Below are 18,488 nucleotides of genomic sequence, written 5' to 3' on the forward strand. Positions count from 1 at the left end.
GATGCAAGCCAAAGAGTATGCCCCAAAGCTTGTGGAACTGCTCAAAGATTCTGACACAAGTGTCCGTTATGCCGCAGTAAAAGCACTCGGGCAGATGCAAGCCAAAGAGTATGCCCCAAAGGTTGTCGAACTGCTCAAAGATTCTAACTCAGATGTCCGTAATACCGCAGCAAATGCACTCGGGCAGATGCAAGCCAAAGAGTATGCCCCAAAGCTTGTGGAACTGCTCAAAGGTTCTGACTTGAGTGTCCGTTATGCCGCAGCAGAAGCACTCGGGCAGATGCAAGCCAAAGAGTATGCCCCAAAGCTTGCCGAACTGCTCAAAGATTCTGACTTGACTGTCCGTTATGCCGCAGCAGAAGCACTACCAAAGCTAGGTCAGCAAAATTTGCCCGTTGTTGTGCAGGTTCTGGACGCAGTTCAGCTATATCCCTCAGAAGTTGCTGAACTTAGATTCCTAGCTCATTTTATAAGTAGTGGCTCCCAGGAAGTAGAAACTCTCATGCAATGGGTTGGTAAGCCCAAAAGTAGACCAGAGAAGCTGTCTCGCGACCAGGGCAAGAAAACGATGGAACTGTTCGACAAAGCCTGGAAACTCAGCGATTCTTTGCCAGATTTGCGGCAAGAGTTAGCAGAACAGATTGCCGTAGTTGCTAATAAAGTCTCTTGGCAACCCCAGGACATGGGCTTACTTCAACGTCACCATACTAACCTCAAAGGATACACCCAGGCTAGTACAGTGGAGTCAGTCATAGTTAAGGTGAAGGGTTGGCAGTACTTTTTCAACGCCAGAAACACTATCCTGATTCATGCAGCCTTTTGGCTTGCCCTCATCTTTGCTTACCCGAAATTTCCCCAAGTTCAGGCAATCTTTTTCTGGAACCCGTGGGTACGGCGCATTCTGGGTGTGGGCTACGTCGGCTTTCTCCTCACCTGGGTTCCGTTTCTGCGTCGCAAGCTGTTTGAGCCGTTTAAGCCTTCGCTGCTGGCGGATGCGGGGTTAGATAATTTTAATGAGCGAGCATATTTTCCAGAATCTCAGGTGAAAGTTCCGATTAGCACCCCACCCCTAGCCCCTCCTCCGCAGTCGCCTCAACGGGGGGAACCCCCGCACGGCGCTGCTCTCCGCAAGCGAGGAGGGGAAGAAAACCTGAATAACATGGCATCAGAAATTCAACCAATTACCGAAGCGCTACCCAGTATCCAAGGGCAAATCGTCTTAGTCGGGGATTCTGGTTTAGGTAAGTCGATGTTTCTGCGCCATTTGGTGAACACCTCGAAGCGAATTGTCGTTTGTTTACCTGCTCAAAAGTGTGACAATGGCGTCATTGAAGCGATTCAGGCAAAGCTGCACGGACAAGCACAAGATGCAGACTTCCTGAAAAACCTGATTTACAGCGGTGCGATAGATATCTGCATTGACGGACTCAATGAAGTCACCGCCGACACACGGGCAAAAATCACCCAATTTGTCGAAAGCTATTTCCGGGGCAATATCATTATGACTACCCAGCCCTTGGAGTGGACACCTCCTTCAACAGCAAAAATATATGAATTGCAGCCGCTTAAGCCTGAACAAATTCAGCAGTTTTTACTTTCCCGGCAACTGCGACTGCCCAAAGATGCTAAAATCCAAGGCGCTGATTACGAGCAAGTCTGCATCCGCTACCTGAAAGAAAGCCTTAACAACCAACAATCCCCGGAAGAGTTAGCCGCTACTCAACGAATTCTTTCCAACCCAATGGATTTAACGGTGGTTGCCCTGATGCTATCACAAGGCAAACAGCCCGACTTGTTTTACCTGCAAGAACAGCAATATAAGTTGATGGCGGCAGAATACCAGCAAGAATGGAATCAGGAATTTCCGCTGAAAAAATTTTCCGAAGCAGTTTATCAAATGCGACTCAACGACGAACAAGCACTACCTGCAGATGAATTTTACCAAGTGTTGATGTCTCTGGAAGATGAGAAATACAAGATGGTTGTCAGCCGTCAGTGGAAAGACGAAAAAGGAGAAGCCCAGAAAAAATGGTACTTCCGCCACGACAAAATTATGGATTTCTTTCTTGTGCAAAACTTTCTTGGCGACACTGCGGAAGCAGAAACACGACTGATTGACCACATGGGTGATCCGCGTTTTCGCGGTGTTTATTTTTTATTAGCAACTTTGTTGCCGTTGCAGGCAGCTAAAGAATTGCGGGAAAAGTTGATACAATACGCTGCGGATACTAAAGACCATACGGTGAGTGATACGTTCGTGCAGTTGTTGCGGTCGAGATGATGCAATGAAGAGAAATTTGCACAAAGAATTGTTATGGGTAGAATATAGGTTGGCTTGTAGGGGCACGGCAATGCCCATTGGTGTCAACTTAACGTTTAAACCTTTACCCCACGTTGATTTACCCCACACGCCAGTCGCCTGCGGAGGGAAACCCTCCTGCAGCGCTGGCTCCCCTTAATCCCCTCCCCTTGCTAAGGGGAGGGGCGGTTTTGCCTCGTTCCCAGCCTCAGGCTGGGAATGTCTCCCAAGAGGCTCCGCCTCCCTTACAAAGCGGCAGAGCCGCAATGTAAGTGCGTTTCCAGGTTCTACCTGGAAACGAGATTGTCAAAGGGTTGTGGCTTAAGTTGACACCAATGAGCAATGCTGTGCCCCTACAACCAACCTGTGTTCTACCCAATAGAAAACTGCTGTAATACAAATATTGTGGGGTGGACATCTTGTCCGCCCAAATTTAGGACGGGCAAGATGCCCATCCCACAAGAATCTAGAACTGTATTCTATTCAATTGAAAAGCGATGACTACAATCCGTCTTTCATTTCAGTAATCGCAGACCACTAAGGGTGACAATCACAGTAGAACCTTCATGTCCAATTACCCCGATGGGTAAATTGACACTACCCAGAAAGTTGCCAATTAAGAGCAAAATAATGAACCCCAAAGCAATGGTAATATTCTGCTTAACTATTGCCTGCGCTCTTTTACCCAAACGCATTGCTGCTTCTATTTTCTCCAACTTATCTGCCATGAGTACGATATCTGCGGTTTCCAATGCGACATCACTGCCAACTTTGCCCATGGCAATACCTACAGATGCTTGAGCTAATGCTGGGGCATCATTGATACCATCCCCCACCATTGCCACAGTTTGATACTCTTTCTGTAAACGGCGAATGACATGAAGCTTATCTTCTGGTAACAGTTCTGCATATACCTTGTCAATTCCCACTGCTTGGGCGACGCTGTGAGCAGTTCGCTCGTTGTCGCCAGTTAACATCACAATATGTTCAACTCCCAGCTTTCTCAAGCGGGCGATCGCTCTTGCTGATTCTGCTCTGATAGAGTCTGCGATCGCAATCAACCCCAGCACCTGCTCCCCTTGTGCAACCCAAACGACTGTTTTTCCTTCTTCCTCTAAGCAGCGAGCCGATTCCTTCAATTCATCCGGTAAATTTCTCACATACTGCTGGACAAAATCCGCTTTCCCCACAATCACCTGTTGGTGTGACCCCACCCCGCCTACAGTACCCCTCCTCGCTTGCGGGGAGGGGCTAGGGGTGGGGTTCTTGATACCCACAATTCCCTGTCCTGGTATAGCTTTTACCTCAACTGCTCTCGACCAATTTAAATCACGAGCCGCCTGCACAATAGCGTTGCCGATGGGATGTTCGGAACTGGATTCTACAGACGCAGCCACCTTCAATACATATTCTACCGTATATCCACTAACAGGAATCACTTTGAAAACCTGCACCTGTCCCGTCGTGAGAGTGCCTGTTTTATCAAAGGCGATCGCTCTTACCTTACCCATCATTTCCAACTGGGCACCATTTTTGAACAAAATCCCCTGTCTCGCCCCATTGGCAATTCCAGACAGCAGCGTCGGCATAATTGCAGCCATCAGCGCACAAGGAGAAGCGACCACCAGGAAGGTAAGAGCACGATAAATCGTAGTTTCCCAATCCCAATTTAAGACAAATGGCGGCAAAATTGCCAGCAACAACCCAGCGACTACAATCACCAAAGCATACCCCCGCTCAAATCGCTCGATAAACTGTTGAGAAGGAGGTTCTTCTGTTTGTGCTTGTTCTACCAAACGAATCACACGCTGAATCAAACTACTTTCTGGTGGTTGATGCACCTTGAGCTTGAGCGCACCATACCCGTTGATTGTACCTGCAAAGACTTCCTCACCCACCGTCTTCTCTATAGGTATGGACTCCCCTGTAATGGCGGCTTGATTGATAGTACTGAAACCAGAAACAATCACTGCGTCGGTGGGAATGAGTTCCCCTGGTTTGACAACAATTTCATCTCCTACCTTAAGCTGGTTGATAGGAACCACTTCTTCGCGCCCCGAACGCAAAACTGTTGCTGTATCTTGTGTTAAGCTCATCAAAGAGCGGATACTCCGTTCCGTCCGCTGCATGGCGTAGCCTTCCAACGCCCCACTAATGGCAAAGATGAGAATTAAGATTCCTCCATCAAGAATAAGATGGTATTCTCTTTGCCACAAGCCCAAAATGGCAGCACCCAACGCCGCTACAATCATCAGCAAATCAACATCCAGTTCTTTTTCTTTGACAAGAGTCGTCAGTCCTTCACGGGCGCTATCATAACCACCGATGACGTAAGCTGCGGGTAGTAGTAGCAGTGCCCATCCCAAAAAATTAAGATGTAAGGCGAACCATCCGAAAAACAACAGTACTCCACAAACGATGGCGGCGATCGCTTCTGTATGTTCTTTGGTAAATTGGTTTAAACGCTGTGGGTAGAGCATGAGAGTTGAATCAGTAGACACACTCTCTCACCCTAAACCTTGACATTAATGTCAATGTCAAGCTTCAAAGAAAGTAGGTAAAGTGCTACGATGGGATGCAAAAGAACAAGGTAAAGAATTTTGTGTCTGTCTTTGCTCACGATAGCGCAATCCACTTAAGGCAAACTCCGGCTGTACCAACCGAGCCAGTTTGGCGCTTTAATATTGAGCAGTACCATCAAATGATTCGTCAGGGCATTCTCAGCAATGACGATCCAGTGGAACTGCTGGAAGGATGGATAATTCCTAAAATGCCGAAAAACCCCCCCCACCGCGTCGCCACAAAACTCACTCGAAATACCTTGGAAGAGATTGTGCCGGAGGGGTGGTATGTAGATACGCAAGAACCTATTACTTTGGAAGACAGTGAGCCAGAGCCTGATGTTGTGGTTGTTCGGGGGAATACTCGTGACTATCTCGACCGTCATCCTGGTTCCCATGATGTAGCGTTGGTTGTTGAAATTGCAGACTCTTCGCTTGAGCGAGACCGAACTTTTAAAGTTCGCATCTATGCTCGTGCAGGTATTCCGGTTTATTGGATAGTCAATCTTAATGAACAACAATTAGAAGTTTACACAGAACCTGTCAATTTGCCAGAAGAACCAACATATCAGCAACGCAAAGATTACAAATTATCGGATGAAATTGCTGTTGTTATTGCTGGATGTGAAGTTGGTCGTATAACTGTGCAGAAGTTGCTACCTTAAGCCTTAATAAGCAGTAAGTGCTAGTCCCTTCCCAAAAGAAGAATACCGATTAAATGAACCACAAAGACACAAAGAACACGAAGGAAAAAAGGAAGAAGATAGGTAATCTTACATTGAGAAGGGAGTAGCTAATGACTAAGAATCTAACCATCAAAGAACTTACCGAAGCAGTGGGTGGTGCTTGTACACCACGGATGGTTCGCCACTACCATCAATTAGGGTTACTCCCTCAACCAGTGCGATCGCCTAGCAATTACCGCCTTTACACAAAGAATGATGTTGTTAGGTTGCAACGCATCGTAGCACTGAAGCAGCAAGGGTTCCAACTCAACCACATCCGCCAAATTTTGGAAGTGGAATCACCAAGCGATACAACTCCTAGTTTAATGGCGCAACTTCAGCAGCAATATCGCGCAGTGATGCAGCAAATTTCACAATTGCGGCAAACAGCATCTGCATTGGAAGGGTTATTGGGGCGCGATCGCGATTGTGAAATCATGCAAGCTGAAGTTTTGGCACAACTTAAGTTATTAGATGTAGAAACTCAAGCTGGACTGGGAGGACTGGAAAAACTCTGGAGTGGTTTGGATGCTCAAGTTCATGCTCACCCAGAAGCTTTTGCTGAATCCTTGCAACGTTTGTTACCTGACCTTTCCGACCGTTCTGAAATTGAACAAGACCTGATTTCAAAGCTGGTTTTGGCTTGTGGAGATGTCAGTTTAGCGTCGTTTGTCAGGTTGAGTAGTCAGGCGATCGCCACGAGTCGTGAAGCCCTCAAATCAGGCTGTCAGATAGTTGTGGATATCCCAGGGGTAGGTTCTGCTTTAGATATGACGAGATTAGCTCATTTGGGATGTCGCGTGGAAACGTTAATTGATAACCCCCACATTACGACAGCCACAGAAGCAGAAAAAGCATTTTGGCAGCATCAGGAATGGCGCGAAAAATTACACCAAATTTCCCCAAATTGCATATTGGTGATTGGGTATGCTCCTAGTGTGCTGCTATCTGTATGTAAAGCTATTCAAACGCAGCAAATTGCTCCTGCGTTAGTTATTGGTATGCCCGTTGGCTTTAGTCATGCTCCCGCTGCTAAGCGACAATTGATGCAATCATCCGTCCCTTTTATCACCATTGAAGGAACTTTGGGAGGTGGCTTATTAGCTGCGACTGCTCTGAATTCTTTAGTTGAATCACTGATTGAAAAACCTGATTGTCATTGTTATTTGAGCAGGGCTTAGTAATGTAAATGACCAAGAAAGAATCATCCGTCAGAACTCAGAAGTCAGAATATTAAACGCGTTTTCTCGTAATAAATCAAGAGTTCTGGTTCCTGGGTATTGGTCTGGTGCCCCCGAATTTATTTCTGGAGAAAAAGAAAATTTTTCCATTCTTAAATCCCCCGGATTTCATCCGTGGGGATATTCTGATTACTGCGTTCTGTGTTCTGCGTTCTTCTTAAAAAACTTTGTAGCGAATATAACAATTCTAAATCATCACCCGTAACGAGTTCACTTTATTTGTGCCGACTTAATTAACAGATTTTTTCATGATTCCATAGCAAAAAAGTACTATAAGTAGTATTTTTTATTTCTAATTCCTCATTCTCTAGAGTGATTGACGACTCCTTTAGATGGGCAAATTACATCCCTAGAAACGATGCGTTATAGTGATCGTAACGCACCAGAATTCATAAGAGCCATTTGTAAATGCTTTGGTGAGTTAAAACAAAGTCTGTAACGTACAATCTTCAAGATAGTATCAGCGTTAACAGACGTAGAAACCCTTTGGGTATTAGCTTTGGAGAAGGCGATTTTTTTATGAAAAAGCATGACTTAGTGTCAGAAGCTAGGACACTACTTGAAAAATCCATTATTTATTATCATGGTCGTCCGATTGGTACAGTAGCTGCTATAAACCCGGGGTTAAGCGTGCTGAATTATGACCAATGTTTTGTTCGTGATTTTGTCTTATCAGCGTTAGCTTTTTTAAGCAACAACCAACCAGAAATTGTACGCAACTTTTTGATAGAAACTCTTTCCTTACAAAGTCATGAACCAAACATTGACTCTTTTAAACCTGGTCCAGGACTCATGCCAGCCAGCTTTAAAGTTGAACTACAAGATGGAGAAGAATATTTAGATGCTGATTTTGGAGAACATGCTATTGCTAAAGTTCCGCCTGTTGATTCTTGTTTGTGGTGGCTTATCTTACTGCGGGCATATGTGAAAGCAACAGGTGATCTTTCACTTATTCATCAAAAGGAATTCCAACAAGGAATCAAATTAATTTTACAAATGTGTCTTGTCCATCGGTTTGCCATGTATCCGACGATGTTGGTTCCTGATGGCTCTTTTATGATTGACCGTCGTATGGGTGTTTACGAACATCCTTTAGAAATTCAAGTACTGTTCTATGCAGCTTTACGTGCATCAAAAGAACTGCTCCCAGCTAATGAAGAAAATGCTTCTTGCATTCGTGGTGTTAATCAACGTTTAGCAAGCCTGACTTATCATCTGCGACAATACTACTGGATTGACTTGAATCGTTTAAATGAAATTTATCGATTTAAGGGTGATGAATTTGGCAAAGAAGTTGCAAATAGATTTAATATTTATGCTGATTCAATTCCTGATTGGTTAACTGAATGGCTTCCAGAGACCGGAGGTTATTTAGCAGGCAATCTCGGTCCTGGACGCATGGATTTTCGGTTTTTCACTGTAGGAAATCTCATGGCAATTATCACTTCTCTTGCCAGCGAGCAGGAATCTCAGAGTATTATGGATTTAATTGAGCAACGCTGGAGCAATTTAGTGGGATATATGCCCATGAAAATCTGTTTTCCAGCACTTGAAGGTATGGAGTGGAGAATCGTTACAGGATGTGATCCAAAAAATATCCCTTGGTCATATCATAATGGTGGTAATTGGCCAGTTTTACTTTGGTTACTAGCAGCAGCAGCTCAAAAAACCAATCGTTTAGAACTTGCCCATAAAGCCATTGCTCTTGCAGAAAATCGCTTAATGCAAGATGAATGGCCCGAATACTACGATGGTAAAAATGGTCGATTGATTGGCAAAGAAGCAAGAAAATTTCAAACCTGGACTCTTGCTGGCTATTTAGTAGCGAAAGAGATAGTTTCAAACCCCATGTATTTAAAATTAGTATGTTTTGATTTTGATTAAGAACAACTAGTAAATAGATGTAGAACTGTTTAAAATTGGTTAGTTTTGTTGTATATTTTACAGTCTGCATAATAGCTTGATAAAAAGCTTTCCATCGCTCGACTTCCTTGGTTAACTTAAAAGCTAGTGAGCAAGGTAGTTCGCTTTTCTTGATTCAGAAACATCGGATGACCAGAGGGTAATTGCTATCATTGTCACAACAGAGGGACAGCAACAGGCTGACCAAGTGACAGGTTGCCTAGATTTCCTGGTAGAGGCTATCAATGAACTTTCAGAAGCCACAGTCTCGCAACTAGAACAAAGCAAGAAAATTAACCGAGAACTTCTCAGATTTGAAAATTTTGCTTGGCTTTTTTGAATATGGTACGGTGGATAATTGTTCAACAAATCCACCGGAAAAATAAAAAACCATGAGAGAAAATCCCAAGCAACAAATCCGTATATGGGCAATGTTGTGTCATCTCTCGGCTTTGTTGTGGATCCCACTGGCTAGCTTATTACTTCTCGGTATTCCTTTATATTTGCCGTTATTGAATATTGTACCACCATTGATAATTTGGCATTGGAAAAAAACACAAGACCCCTGGATTGATTTCCAAGGAAAAGAATCTTTAAATTTTCAACTATCACTAACAGCTTATGCTCTCATTGTAATAGTTGCATCATTATTTCTGGTTTTAATCACTTGTGGTATGGTAGTCACGACAAATGTGACCGCAAAATATTTAGAAACAGTTTTTAACAATTTAATAACTGCTCTTGGTTTATTTATTTCAGTTCTAATGGTATTGCAATTAAGTTTAGTGAATATTGCAGCGTTTAAGGCTTACAAAGGTCAACATTATCGGTACCCTTTCACAATTAGATTTTTGAAATGAGAAAAATTATAAGTTAGAAATATAATTTTGCTCCCCTCAACGCTGGTATAATTCAGACAGTCACATTATAAGGAATTAATTTAGCTGTGATTGGCGTTGCAGTTGTTGGTACGGGATTTGGTCAGAAAGTCCACATTCCCGGATTTCAGGCTTATCCTCACACAGAGGTCGTTGCTGTTTATAACCGAGATTTAGATAAAGCCAAAGCCATCGCACAATCCTACAATATTCCCCACGTTTGTAACACGATTGCAGATATTGTCGGACTACAAGAAGTACAAGCAGTTAGCATTTCCACACCGCCATTTTTACATTATGAAATGGCAAAAACAGTGCTGCAAGCTGGGAAACACGTTTTACTAGAAAAACCCACAACCATGAATGCAGCGGAAGCGAAAGAACTTTATCAGTTAGCGCAACAAACAGGTGCGATCGCCGCTGTAGACTTTGAATTTCGCTTTGTACCCGGATGGCAATTATTTTCTGAACTGTTGTCACAAGGTTATGTGGGTTCAAAGCGCTTAATCAAAATAGATTGGTTAGGTTCTTCTCGTGCTGATGCTTTCCGCCCTTGGAACTGGTATTCTCGCAAAGACCAAGGAGGCGGTGCATTGGGGTCTTTGGGTTCTCACACTTTTGATTATATTCACTGGCTGTTTGGTCCTGTACGCAAATTAAACGCCCATTTCAGTACCGCTATTCCCCAGCGAAGCGACGCCAACACTGGAGAATTAAAGCCAGTGGAAACGGATGACACGTGTCTATTGATGTTAGAGTTGGCGGATGGGACACCTTGCCAAGTTTCCATCAGTGCTGTGGTTCATGCATCGCGTACTCATTGGATAGAAGTTTATGGCGATCGCGGTACTTTAGTGTTAGGAAGTGAAAATCAAAAAGATTACATACATGGGTTCCGTGTTTGGGGTTCTCAACCAGGAAAACCGCTGACCGAAATAGAAATTCCCAATCGCTTATTATTTCCCAAAAATTACTCAGATGGTCGCATTTCTGCGTTTATTAGAGTCATAGACCAATGGGTGCAAGGAATTGAACGCAAACAGGAGATAGTTCCATCATTGCGAGAAGGGGTTTATTCGCAGTTATTGATGGATTTCTCCCATGAATCGAATAATATATCAAGTTGGGTGGATGTACCAAGCTTGGAAGAATTTCTGGCTCACTAGTAGGGTGCGTTGACGCAGGCAGCGTAATAACTGTATCTTTATTTAAAACGAGAAACATCATAGCGGTTCTCGTTTCTCAAATTCCTAATTTAATTAGTCATTTTGAATGATTAATTATGTATAGGGCATCACAAATGTCAGTTTTATATCTTTTGGAGGGCGTGCGATCGCTTGTTTTCAGAGGAAAATATAAACGTCACAGGAAACCTGTTTTGGCAAACACCGTAAACCCCGGCTAAGTCGGGGTTTTTGTATTTGACAATCATTCATTATTAAGGCTGTTTGTCGGAAGTTGAGTCTGGGGTGTAGCGAACAATTCCAGCTTTTTGCCTACTCCCTATTTTTCCCTACCCTTTCAAAGAAAACTGCTATGTAAATTGTGAAAAATTAAAATTTTACGCCTTTGGGATGGTGTGAAATTGCTTGATTCAAATCAAAATACAATACAACACTGGAATACGCTGCATACAAGAAAGCACCGCATACCCCGACGAGATCGGGGTATTTTTTAGATATTGGCTTAATTTTTTCTGTTATATCATGTCCGCTTAATTACTTATAATTCCTGCTTTACCTCACCCCAACCCTCTCCTTTTTAAGGATAGGGTGCCGTAGGCTCTTGAGGTTATTCGTTTTTTATAAGTGTTTATCCGGACATGATATTACTTGATAGTAGACAAATCATGAGGCGAGAATTGTTTAACCCCAACTTCCTTGGGTTTGCTATTATCATTGGACAGAAAATATAGTGATTTAGAATTGTGAAACTCACTCAACAGGTGCCTGTTTGGCTTTGTGCAGCTATCCTCATTTTTGGTTTGATCGGCTGTGATCGAATTTTTCCCTCTGGTGACTTAGTCGAAAGAGTTAGTGATGGCGATACTCTCGCGGTGAAAGACTCTAAGGGAGAGAATGTCAATGTCCGTTTTGCATGTGTAGATGCACCGGAAATCGCGCATACCAAAAAGGAAAAGCAAAGTAAAAGTTCCGTGGCGCGCGATCAATTTGATTGGGGTGCGAAGGCGCAACAACGAGTACAGCAACTCGTGAAACAAGGAGGCGATCGCGTTAAATTGAATATTGTTGACAGCGATCGCTACGGGCGCAAAGTGGCTGAAGTCCGTTTGTCTGATGGGACTTTTATCCAAGAAGTATTAGTCAGAGAGGGGTTAGCGCTTGTTTACCGTTCTTATTTAAACAAGTGTCCCAGTAAAGACATCATTCAACAAGCCGAAATCCAAGCAAGAGACAGTCGGCGAGGAGTTTGGAGTGATGCTAAATTTGTCAAGCCTTGGGAGTATCGCAGCTTGTACAAGTAATTCAAACCAATTGCCTCTTTGATTGTAAACTTCTGAATTTCATGAAGTTTAGCTTTAAAAAGCGCCCACAGCAGGGGGAGATTAGAAAATTTTTCTTGTCTGTTGAGTGTACGCAGTTCATGACGACTACTTAATCTGAGATCCGCCTGGCTTGTGTATTTAGACAAACCAGCTCACGGAAGGCAGATATCTGCTGCATCAACAGGAGTGCGCCCACAATACAAATACTGACACCGAGGATGACAGTCTTGGCAGCCCCGATCCTGGTTACCAAGTAAAACAGAGAGAGGCGATCGCCTCTCTCATATCATGTCCGCTCAATTACCGACAAATCCTGGAAAACCCCACCCCGATGAGTGGCTACGCCAAAATTCCCCTCCCCGCTTGCGGGGAGGGGTTAGGGGTGGGGTTCTGTAATTATGGGTAATTTGCCGGACATCATATCAAAATCTGCCAAATATCACCAGTAAACCTTAGCCAGAAAAGAGCAGTATTGCCTAAAAAACCGGAAAACTACATACTCAACTTGTATCAAAGCATAATAAATACAAACCCCTACCCAGCCTAGTCATGCTCCAGGACTTCTCCGGTCAAAATCTTAAAGGACGTTCTTTTAGAGGTACAAATCTAACGGGTGCAAATTTTAGCTACGCAGATCTTCCAGGTGTAGACTTTACTAATGCTAAGTTAAGGGGTACCAAATTTACTGGTGCCAAAACTGGACTACAGTGTCATTGGGTAATTGGTAGGGTTTTTATGACGCTATCGGTGCAGGGAGGAATTATGCTGATGCTTTTAAGTTTGGTTGCAATAATTTTGATTGAAATAAGATCCCAGAATCTTTGATTCCAACAATTAAATCGGAAATAATTCTAAAACTTCATTTTCTAATAACCCGACAACTACTTAACCAAAGGAACAAAAATCTGATATGGCTGATAAACGCGTCATTCACATGGGTAGCGGCAATTATAACGAGCGCATTCAAGGCAACTATATCCAAGGAAATTATTACACTGCTGGAGAGAAGCAAAACCTTGTTGAAGCAGCAGCAGAAATTCAAAAACTGCTTGAACAATTGGATAAGTCCTATTCTACTGATACAACTATGGGAAAGATGCAAGTAGCAGCCGAAACTATTAAGCACATTGAGAATAACCCCACTTTGGCAGAACGAATCATCAGTGCGCTAAAGGCAGGTGGTGTTCAAGCTTTTGAGTAATTTCTTAACCATCCTGCAGCTAGTTTTGTAATTGGTGCTTTGGAAGATTGGCAAAAAACTAAGGACAGTTAAGTATTAACTCACTTTGTTTTTCTGTGAATTGTAGGCGTTTAATTTCCTTGACATCAAAGAGAACCACCGAGATTAGACCATGACAGAAAATAAAGACCCTGAAAAGAACAAATGCAGATATACCATGACACTGCCTTTATCTTAACTTCTCGACCATTCGGCTATAAAAATGCGCAATTGCAACAAGAAGTAACGGTTTTAGAGGTACAACCTTTCAGTCTTAACCAGATTCAAAAGTTTATTCAGAACTGGTACTTTGAAACAGAGGTTATGAGTCGTGCTGGGGAAGATGATTTGGGAGTGAGGGAAGAAGCTAAGCAACAGGCTGATGATTTAATTAATCGCATTAAGAACAGTACTTCCCTAGCGGCTATGGCACTTAATCCTTTATTACTGACGATGATTGCCACAGTTCACCGTCGCGGTAGTGCCCTTCCCGGAAAACGAGTTGAGCTTTACAAGGAAATTTGTCAAGTTTTACTAGAAAAGCGTCTAAGAGCAAAAAACATCCTTGATCCACTAACAGCTACCCAAAAGCAAACTGTATTGCAAGTGCTGGCACTGAGGTTAATGCAACAGAAAACTCGTGAGTTTAAGCTCTCAGATGGAGTTTCTTTGAGCAAAGATATATTGGTAACGGTAGTTGGCAGTGGGGTAAAGCCAGAGGAGTTTTTTCAGCAAGTTCGAGATATTAACGGATTGTTAGTGGAAAAGGAGTTAGGGGTTTATGAATTTGCTCACTTAAGTTTTCAAGAATATTTAGCAGCAGTTCAGGTTAAGCAATCTAACCAAGAAAATCTATTAATTACAAATATTCATAATTCTTGGTGGGCTGAAACCATCCGTCTTTATGCTGCTCAAAGTAATGCTAGTAACCTGATTTATACAGTCTTAGCTATGCCATCTCCTTCAGTTGAAGCTATGGCACTTGCCTATGATTGTTTGGAAGAAGGTTTAAGCGTAGATTCAGACGTTAGACAACAACTTGAAGAAAGGTTAGAGGCTGATTTAGAAAGTCGATGAACGAAAGATTTAATTTAGCAGCTAGTGTATTGCTATCTCGGCGATTGAAGAATCTATTGCGAATTGATGAGAATGCCGAAATTGACATGAACTATATAACCTGTGCAGAATATCAGCTTTTTATTGATGAAAAGCTGATATCAGGAGAACATCGCCAACCAGAGCATTGGACAAGTGATAGATTTACACCCGGAGAGGCAAAAAAACCAATTGTTGGGGTAAGAGCCAGTTATGCACAAGAGTTTTGTGATTGGTTAACTGAGCAGTATTCGGTACTGGGTTTTAGGTATAGATTGCCTACTTTAACTGAAGTAGAGGAGTATCCACTTACGGAAGCACAAGTAGGATGCTGGTGCACAGATGGAGAAAAGAAGGTAATTGCGGGAATAGAACAAACTCAGTGGCAATCATGGAAAGAACATTTAAATAGTTACTGTCGGCATGACTTTGATACTGTTCGTTCCCTTGCCAATGTTTTTGACTCTAATCAAGTACTTTACGTTCTCCTTGCCAAAAATATTCGTGAGAATGCAAAGGCTATTAATGATAATTATCTTCTTAAACTTTCTAAAGCCCTTTTTGCAGTTACCTCTCCTACTATCCTTAAACATACAGAGCAAATTTTCAACAAAATTGATTTTACTTATGCTTTTAACATTAATTGTGTTGTGGATAACAGTACCCTTAACAACATTGTTAAACCAGCTATAGCCGATGTTCTTGATAAAGAAAAAAACACTTCTATTCTTTCAGAGAGTATGATAACTGAGGCTCAACGTGCGCTTAATGAGAGTGAAAGTAAGTTGTTGGAAACCGAAAAAAAACTTCAACAAATACAAGAAGAGGTTTCGCAAAATAACAAAATTTGGGAAACATATCTACGTCTTTATGATGACGCTTGGGATGATATTATACATTATACATATATAGAGAGTGGAAAACACAAGCTTCAAAAAGCAGAAAGTGAAGTAGGTATACTAGAAAGTAATTTTGATATTCTTGAAAAGGATTATTTGACGAAAAAAAAGAAATTTAATACTTATAAATCTACTCATAACGAACTATTTGATAAGGTAAAATCAAATGAAAATGAACTAAAAAAAGCTCAAATAAAATATAATAAATTACAATTTGATATTAATTCTATTTGTAGTAAAAATCTTGAAAATAGTTACTATTACTTGTTGTTCATTGCTACTATCTTTGACTGGCTATTAACTCAAGAAGACGCTAGCTATAAAAAAAATGAAGCGCAATTAAAGTTAACTGATCAACAGAGTGAAGGTGTAAACAGTGACGACTATGCAACTAAAAGAGATGAGATTTTGGATCTATATACCTTTTTGGTATTACTAGATGAACGATGTTCAGGAAGGATACCAGCTTGGGAGGGAATTCGCATTGTCAGGGAAAGAAGCTAGTTGGAGATATGAACTTGGATAACAGCTTACTATAGCAATCCTAAATCATTCGTGAGAAACAAGATCCCCGACTTCTTTGAGAAGTCGGGGATCTGTGGCTTTCAATTCTCACAAATTAAATAGGATTACTATATATCAAGATGAATTAATAACTGGACTTTAGACTCGTTTTCAGTGCCAAATCCAAAAGCCTTACAGTGGTAGAGATAGGAAAATTTGACTGGAACATAAAGGTGTTACAAAGTAATTACGCCATCATTTCAAATCCTGTTACCAAGTATAAATATTTAGTAACAGGATTTGAATCAAAAGTATCAAAGCGACGTATTCCCCTAATTGCATGGGTTACTCGCTTTCCATTTGTCAAAACATATCCCTCTTTCGTGACTCTAAGCGGAGGAAAAATAAAAATCAAACTCTGGTAAGGCTCTGTGGAAACAGCCTGCAAATTGATTCATCAGTGCTAAAAACTGATGTATTCAACGATGCCCTAAAACGGGATGTGGTTTGTAAGGCTCTTCCAGATGAGCGCGTTCCTTGTCGTCGAGTTTGATATCCAAAGCTGCGATCGCATCTTCCAAATGGTGCAACTTGCTAGCACCAATAATCGGAGCAGTGACGCCTGGTTGATGCAACAACCAAGCAAGGGCAATCTGTGCTGGAGAGACACCTCTTGCTTTTGCTAAGTCTACAACTCGGTCAACAATTTCAAAATCCCCTTCATCGTAGTAAAGGTTATGGGCAAAGTCATCAGTTTTGGCACGCACAGTTTCACCATAGCCTTCCTTTTGCCTATTACCAGCCAAAAAACCCCGCGCTAAAGGACTCCAAGGAATGATCCCGATTCCCTCAGCCCGACTTAAAGGAAGCACCTCTCGCTCTTCTTCTCTGTAAACCAAGTTGTAATGGTTCTGCATGGAGACGAAGCGAGTCCAGCCATGTAGATCAGCGGTGTAAAGGGCTTTCGCAAACTGCCAAGCGTACATACTAGAAGCACCGATGTAACGGACTTTTCCAGACTTGACGACATCATGCAGTGCTTCAAGAGTTTCCTCAATCGGTGTCTCATTGTCCCAGCGATGAATCTGGTACAAATCTACATAATCTGTTTGCAGTCTTTGTAGTGAGGCATCAATACTATCAAAGATGTGCTTACGCGACAGTCCCCTATCATTAGGACCATCACCCATCGCATTGTAAACTTTAGTCGCAATGATGACTTGGTCTCTTCTAGCAAAGTCCTTCAAGGCTTGCCCAAGAATCTTCTCACTGACGCCTAGTGAGTACATATCGGCAGTGTCGAAGAAATTTATTCCCGATTCTAAGGCGCGTTTGATAAATGGACGGCTTTCTTCCTCCGTCAGCACCCATTCTCGCCATTCACGCGAGCCATAAGTCATAGTGCCAAGACACAAACGCGACACTTTTAATCCGGTTTTGCCAAGATTGACGTACTGCATAAATTAATTACCAACTATTAAATTATGATTCGTGAGTGTTAATTTCTTACTACAGTCTGTCGTCGTGAAGCTTGATAATGCTGTGATAACTCTAACGCACGACGGGATGCTTGATTGGCTTCATCAATTCGCCCCAGCTTGCTATATGTTAATCCCAAAAACTACTTGCTAGCACTGGTTTTCTTCATTTTGTGCCTCCTGGATCGGAGTTGCACACTCCGCGTAGTATGCTCGTAGGGCATATTTTGAACTTTGAATTTTGAATTTTGAATTGCTTATGTCACCCTACCTTGCAGCGATTTCTATTTACCCGATAAAATCTCTCGACAGAATTGATGTCAATCAAGCAAAAATTCTTGAAAGCGGCGCACTCCAGCATGACCGAGAGTTTGCCCTATTTGATGAGCAAGGCCATTTTGTCAATGGAAAGCGCAATGCCAAAGTTCACTTGCTGCGATCGGCGTTTGATGCTGAATTTAAAACACTCTCGTTACACATTCAAGCAACTGACCAAAAAGCTATTTTTCACGTTGATAATGAGCGAACCTCTCTGGAAGCCTGGTTAAGTGATTACTTTGGCTTTGCAGTTAAATTTGTGCAAAACACCATAAATGGCTTCCCAGACGATACTAATGCCAAAGGACCCACTGTGATTAGCACAGGCACACTTGAAGAAGTCGCTTCCTGGTTTCCTGAAGTCAGTGTCGATGAAATGCGACTCCGTATGCGAGCGAATATAGAGATTGGTGGAGTTCCACCGTTTTGGGAAGACCAATTATTTACAGAGACTGGGCGTTTTGTGCAGTTTCAAGTGGGAGAAGTCTTGTTTGAAGGGATAAATCCTTGTCAGCGTTGCATTGTTCCCGCACGAGATTCTCAGACAGGGAAACTAACAACCAATTTTCAGAAGATATTTGTCGCTAAGCGCAAAGAGTCTTTACCACCTTGGACAACGCCAACCCGTTTTAATCATTTCTTCAGGTTGAGCGTGAATACAAATATACCCGTATCACAAGCAGGAAAAATTTTAAATCAAGGAGATAAAGTCAAAATTGTGGATGTCAGTGAAAGCGACCTGAGCTAGATTTTGAAACAAAGGTATATTTAAGAACTTCGTCTTTTTAAGAGATTGCTGAAGTTAATAATAAGTTTGGTTAAAGAAACATAAACCTCTTTCCGAAGATAAAAGTATATCGGTA

14 protein-coding genes are annotated in these 18,488 nt (G+C 42.2%); 12 read left to right on the forward strand and 2 right to left on the reverse strand.

Features of this window, described 5'->3' with window-relative positions; genetic code table 11:
* Position 1: 1 nt before the first annotated feature.
* The gene (locus ACM0OZ_RS40530; RefSeq protein WP_414588529.1) at positions 2–2,281 is read left to right on the forward strand and encodes a HEAT repeat domain-containing protein; all 2,280 of its coding nucleotides are present in this window, start codon (positions 2–4) and stop codon (positions 2,279–2,281) included.
* 533 nt (positions 2,282–2,814) lie between these two features.
* Here ACM0OZ_RS40530 and ACM0OZ_RS40535 read toward each other — a convergent pair.
* On the reverse strand, positions 2,815–4,779 hold the full coding sequence (locus ACM0OZ_RS40535) for a heavy metal translocating P-type ATPase (RefSeq protein WP_414588552.1): 1,965 nt from the start codon (positions 4,777–4,779) through the stop codon (positions 2,815–2,817).
* Positions 4,780–4,901: 122 nt separating this feature from the next.
* Between ACM0OZ_RS40535 and ACM0OZ_RS40540 the strand changes: the two genes are divergently transcribed.
* From ACM0OZ_RS40540 to ACM0OZ_RS40585, 10 genes are all read left to right on the forward strand, one after another.
* The gene (locus ACM0OZ_RS40540; RefSeq protein ID WP_414588530.1) at positions 4,902–5,525 is read left to right on the forward strand and encodes a Uma2 family endonuclease; all 624 of its coding nucleotides are present in this window, start codon (positions 4,902–4,904) and stop codon (positions 5,523–5,525) included.
* A gap of 131 nt (positions 5,526–5,656) precedes the next feature.
* Positions 5,657–6,766 carry a precorrin-8X methylmutase gene (locus tag ACM0OZ_RS40545; RefSeq protein ID WP_414588531.1) on the forward strand — a complete coding sequence of 370 codons (1,110 nt, stop codon included), beginning with the start codon at positions 5,657–5,659 and terminating at the stop codon, positions 6,764–6,766.
* 579 nt (positions 6,767–7,345) lie between these two features.
* Positions 7,346–8,710 carry a glycoside hydrolase 100 family protein gene (locus ACM0OZ_RS40550; RefSeq protein WP_414588532.1) on the forward strand — a complete coding sequence of 455 codons (1,365 nt, stop codon included), beginning with the start codon at positions 7,346–7,348 and terminating at the stop codon, positions 8,708–8,710.
* A 410-nt stretch (positions 8,711–9,120) separates the two neighbouring features.
* The gene (locus tag ACM0OZ_RS40555; protein ID WP_414588533.1) at positions 9,121–9,588 is read left to right on the forward strand and encodes a DUF4870 domain-containing protein; all 468 of its coding nucleotides are present in this window, start codon (positions 9,121–9,123) and stop codon (positions 9,586–9,588) included.
* Positions 9,589–9,674: 86 nt separating this feature from the next.
* Positions 9,675–10,772 (forward strand): Gfo/Idh/MocA family protein, encoded by a 1,098-nt coding sequence (locus tag ACM0OZ_RS40560; protein WP_414588534.1) that lies wholly within the window; start codon positions 9,675–9,677, stop codon positions 10,770–10,772.
* 758 nt (positions 10,773–11,530) lie between these two features.
* Positions 11,531–12,091, forward strand: a complete 561-nt coding sequence (locus ACM0OZ_RS40565) for a thermonuclease family protein (protein ID WP_414588553.1) — start codon at positions 11,531–11,533, stop codon at positions 12,089–12,091.
* Positions 12,092–12,661: 570 nt separating this feature from the next.
* Positions 12,662–12,937: a pentapeptide repeat-containing protein gene (locus ACM0OZ_RS40570; protein WP_414588535.1), complete on the forward strand. Its 276-nt coding sequence runs from the start codon at positions 12,662–12,664 to the stop codon at positions 12,935–12,937.
* Between the two features lie 85 nt (positions 12,938–13,022).
* Positions 13,023–13,313 (forward strand): hypothetical protein, encoded by a 291-nt coding sequence (locus tag ACM0OZ_RS40575; protein ID WP_414588536.1) that lies wholly within the window; start codon positions 13,023–13,025, stop codon positions 13,311–13,313.
* Between the two features lie 183 nt (positions 13,314–13,496).
* Positions 13,497–14,408 carry an NACHT domain-containing protein gene (locus ACM0OZ_RS40580; RefSeq protein WP_414588537.1) on the forward strand — a complete coding sequence of 304 codons (912 nt, stop codon included), beginning with the start codon at positions 13,497–13,499 and terminating at the stop codon, positions 14,406–14,408.
* Positions 14,405–15,829, forward strand: a complete 1,425-nt coding sequence (locus ACM0OZ_RS40585; protein WP_414588538.1) for a hypothetical protein — start codon at positions 14,405–14,407, stop codon at positions 15,827–15,829. The genes ACM0OZ_RS40580 and ACM0OZ_RS40585 overlap by 4 nt, the downstream gene beginning before the upstream one ends.
* A gap of 479 nt (positions 15,830–16,308) precedes the next feature.
* On the opposite strand, the gene ACM0OZ_RS40590 is transcribed toward ACM0OZ_RS40585, so the two are convergent.
* The gene (locus ACM0OZ_RS40590) at positions 16,309–17,289 is read right to left on the reverse strand and encodes an aldo/keto reductase (RefSeq protein ID WP_414588539.1); all 981 of its coding nucleotides are present in this window, start codon (positions 17,287–17,289) and stop codon (positions 16,309–16,311) included.
* A 277-nt stretch (positions 17,290–17,566) separates the two neighbouring features.
* On the opposite strand from ACM0OZ_RS40590, the gene ACM0OZ_RS40595 reads away from it, so the two are divergent.
* Positions 17,567–18,373, forward strand: a complete 807-nt coding sequence (locus ACM0OZ_RS40595; RefSeq protein WP_414588540.1) for an MOSC domain-containing protein — start codon at positions 17,567–17,569, stop codon at positions 18,371–18,373.
* Positions 18,374–18,488 lie beyond the last annotated feature (115 nt).

Source organism: Scytonema sp. PCC 10023, from assembly GCF_963920835.1.
In the GTDB taxonomy this organism is placed as follows: domain Bacteria; phylum Cyanobacteriota; class Cyanobacteriia; order Cyanobacteriales; family Nostocaceae; genus Kalymmatonema.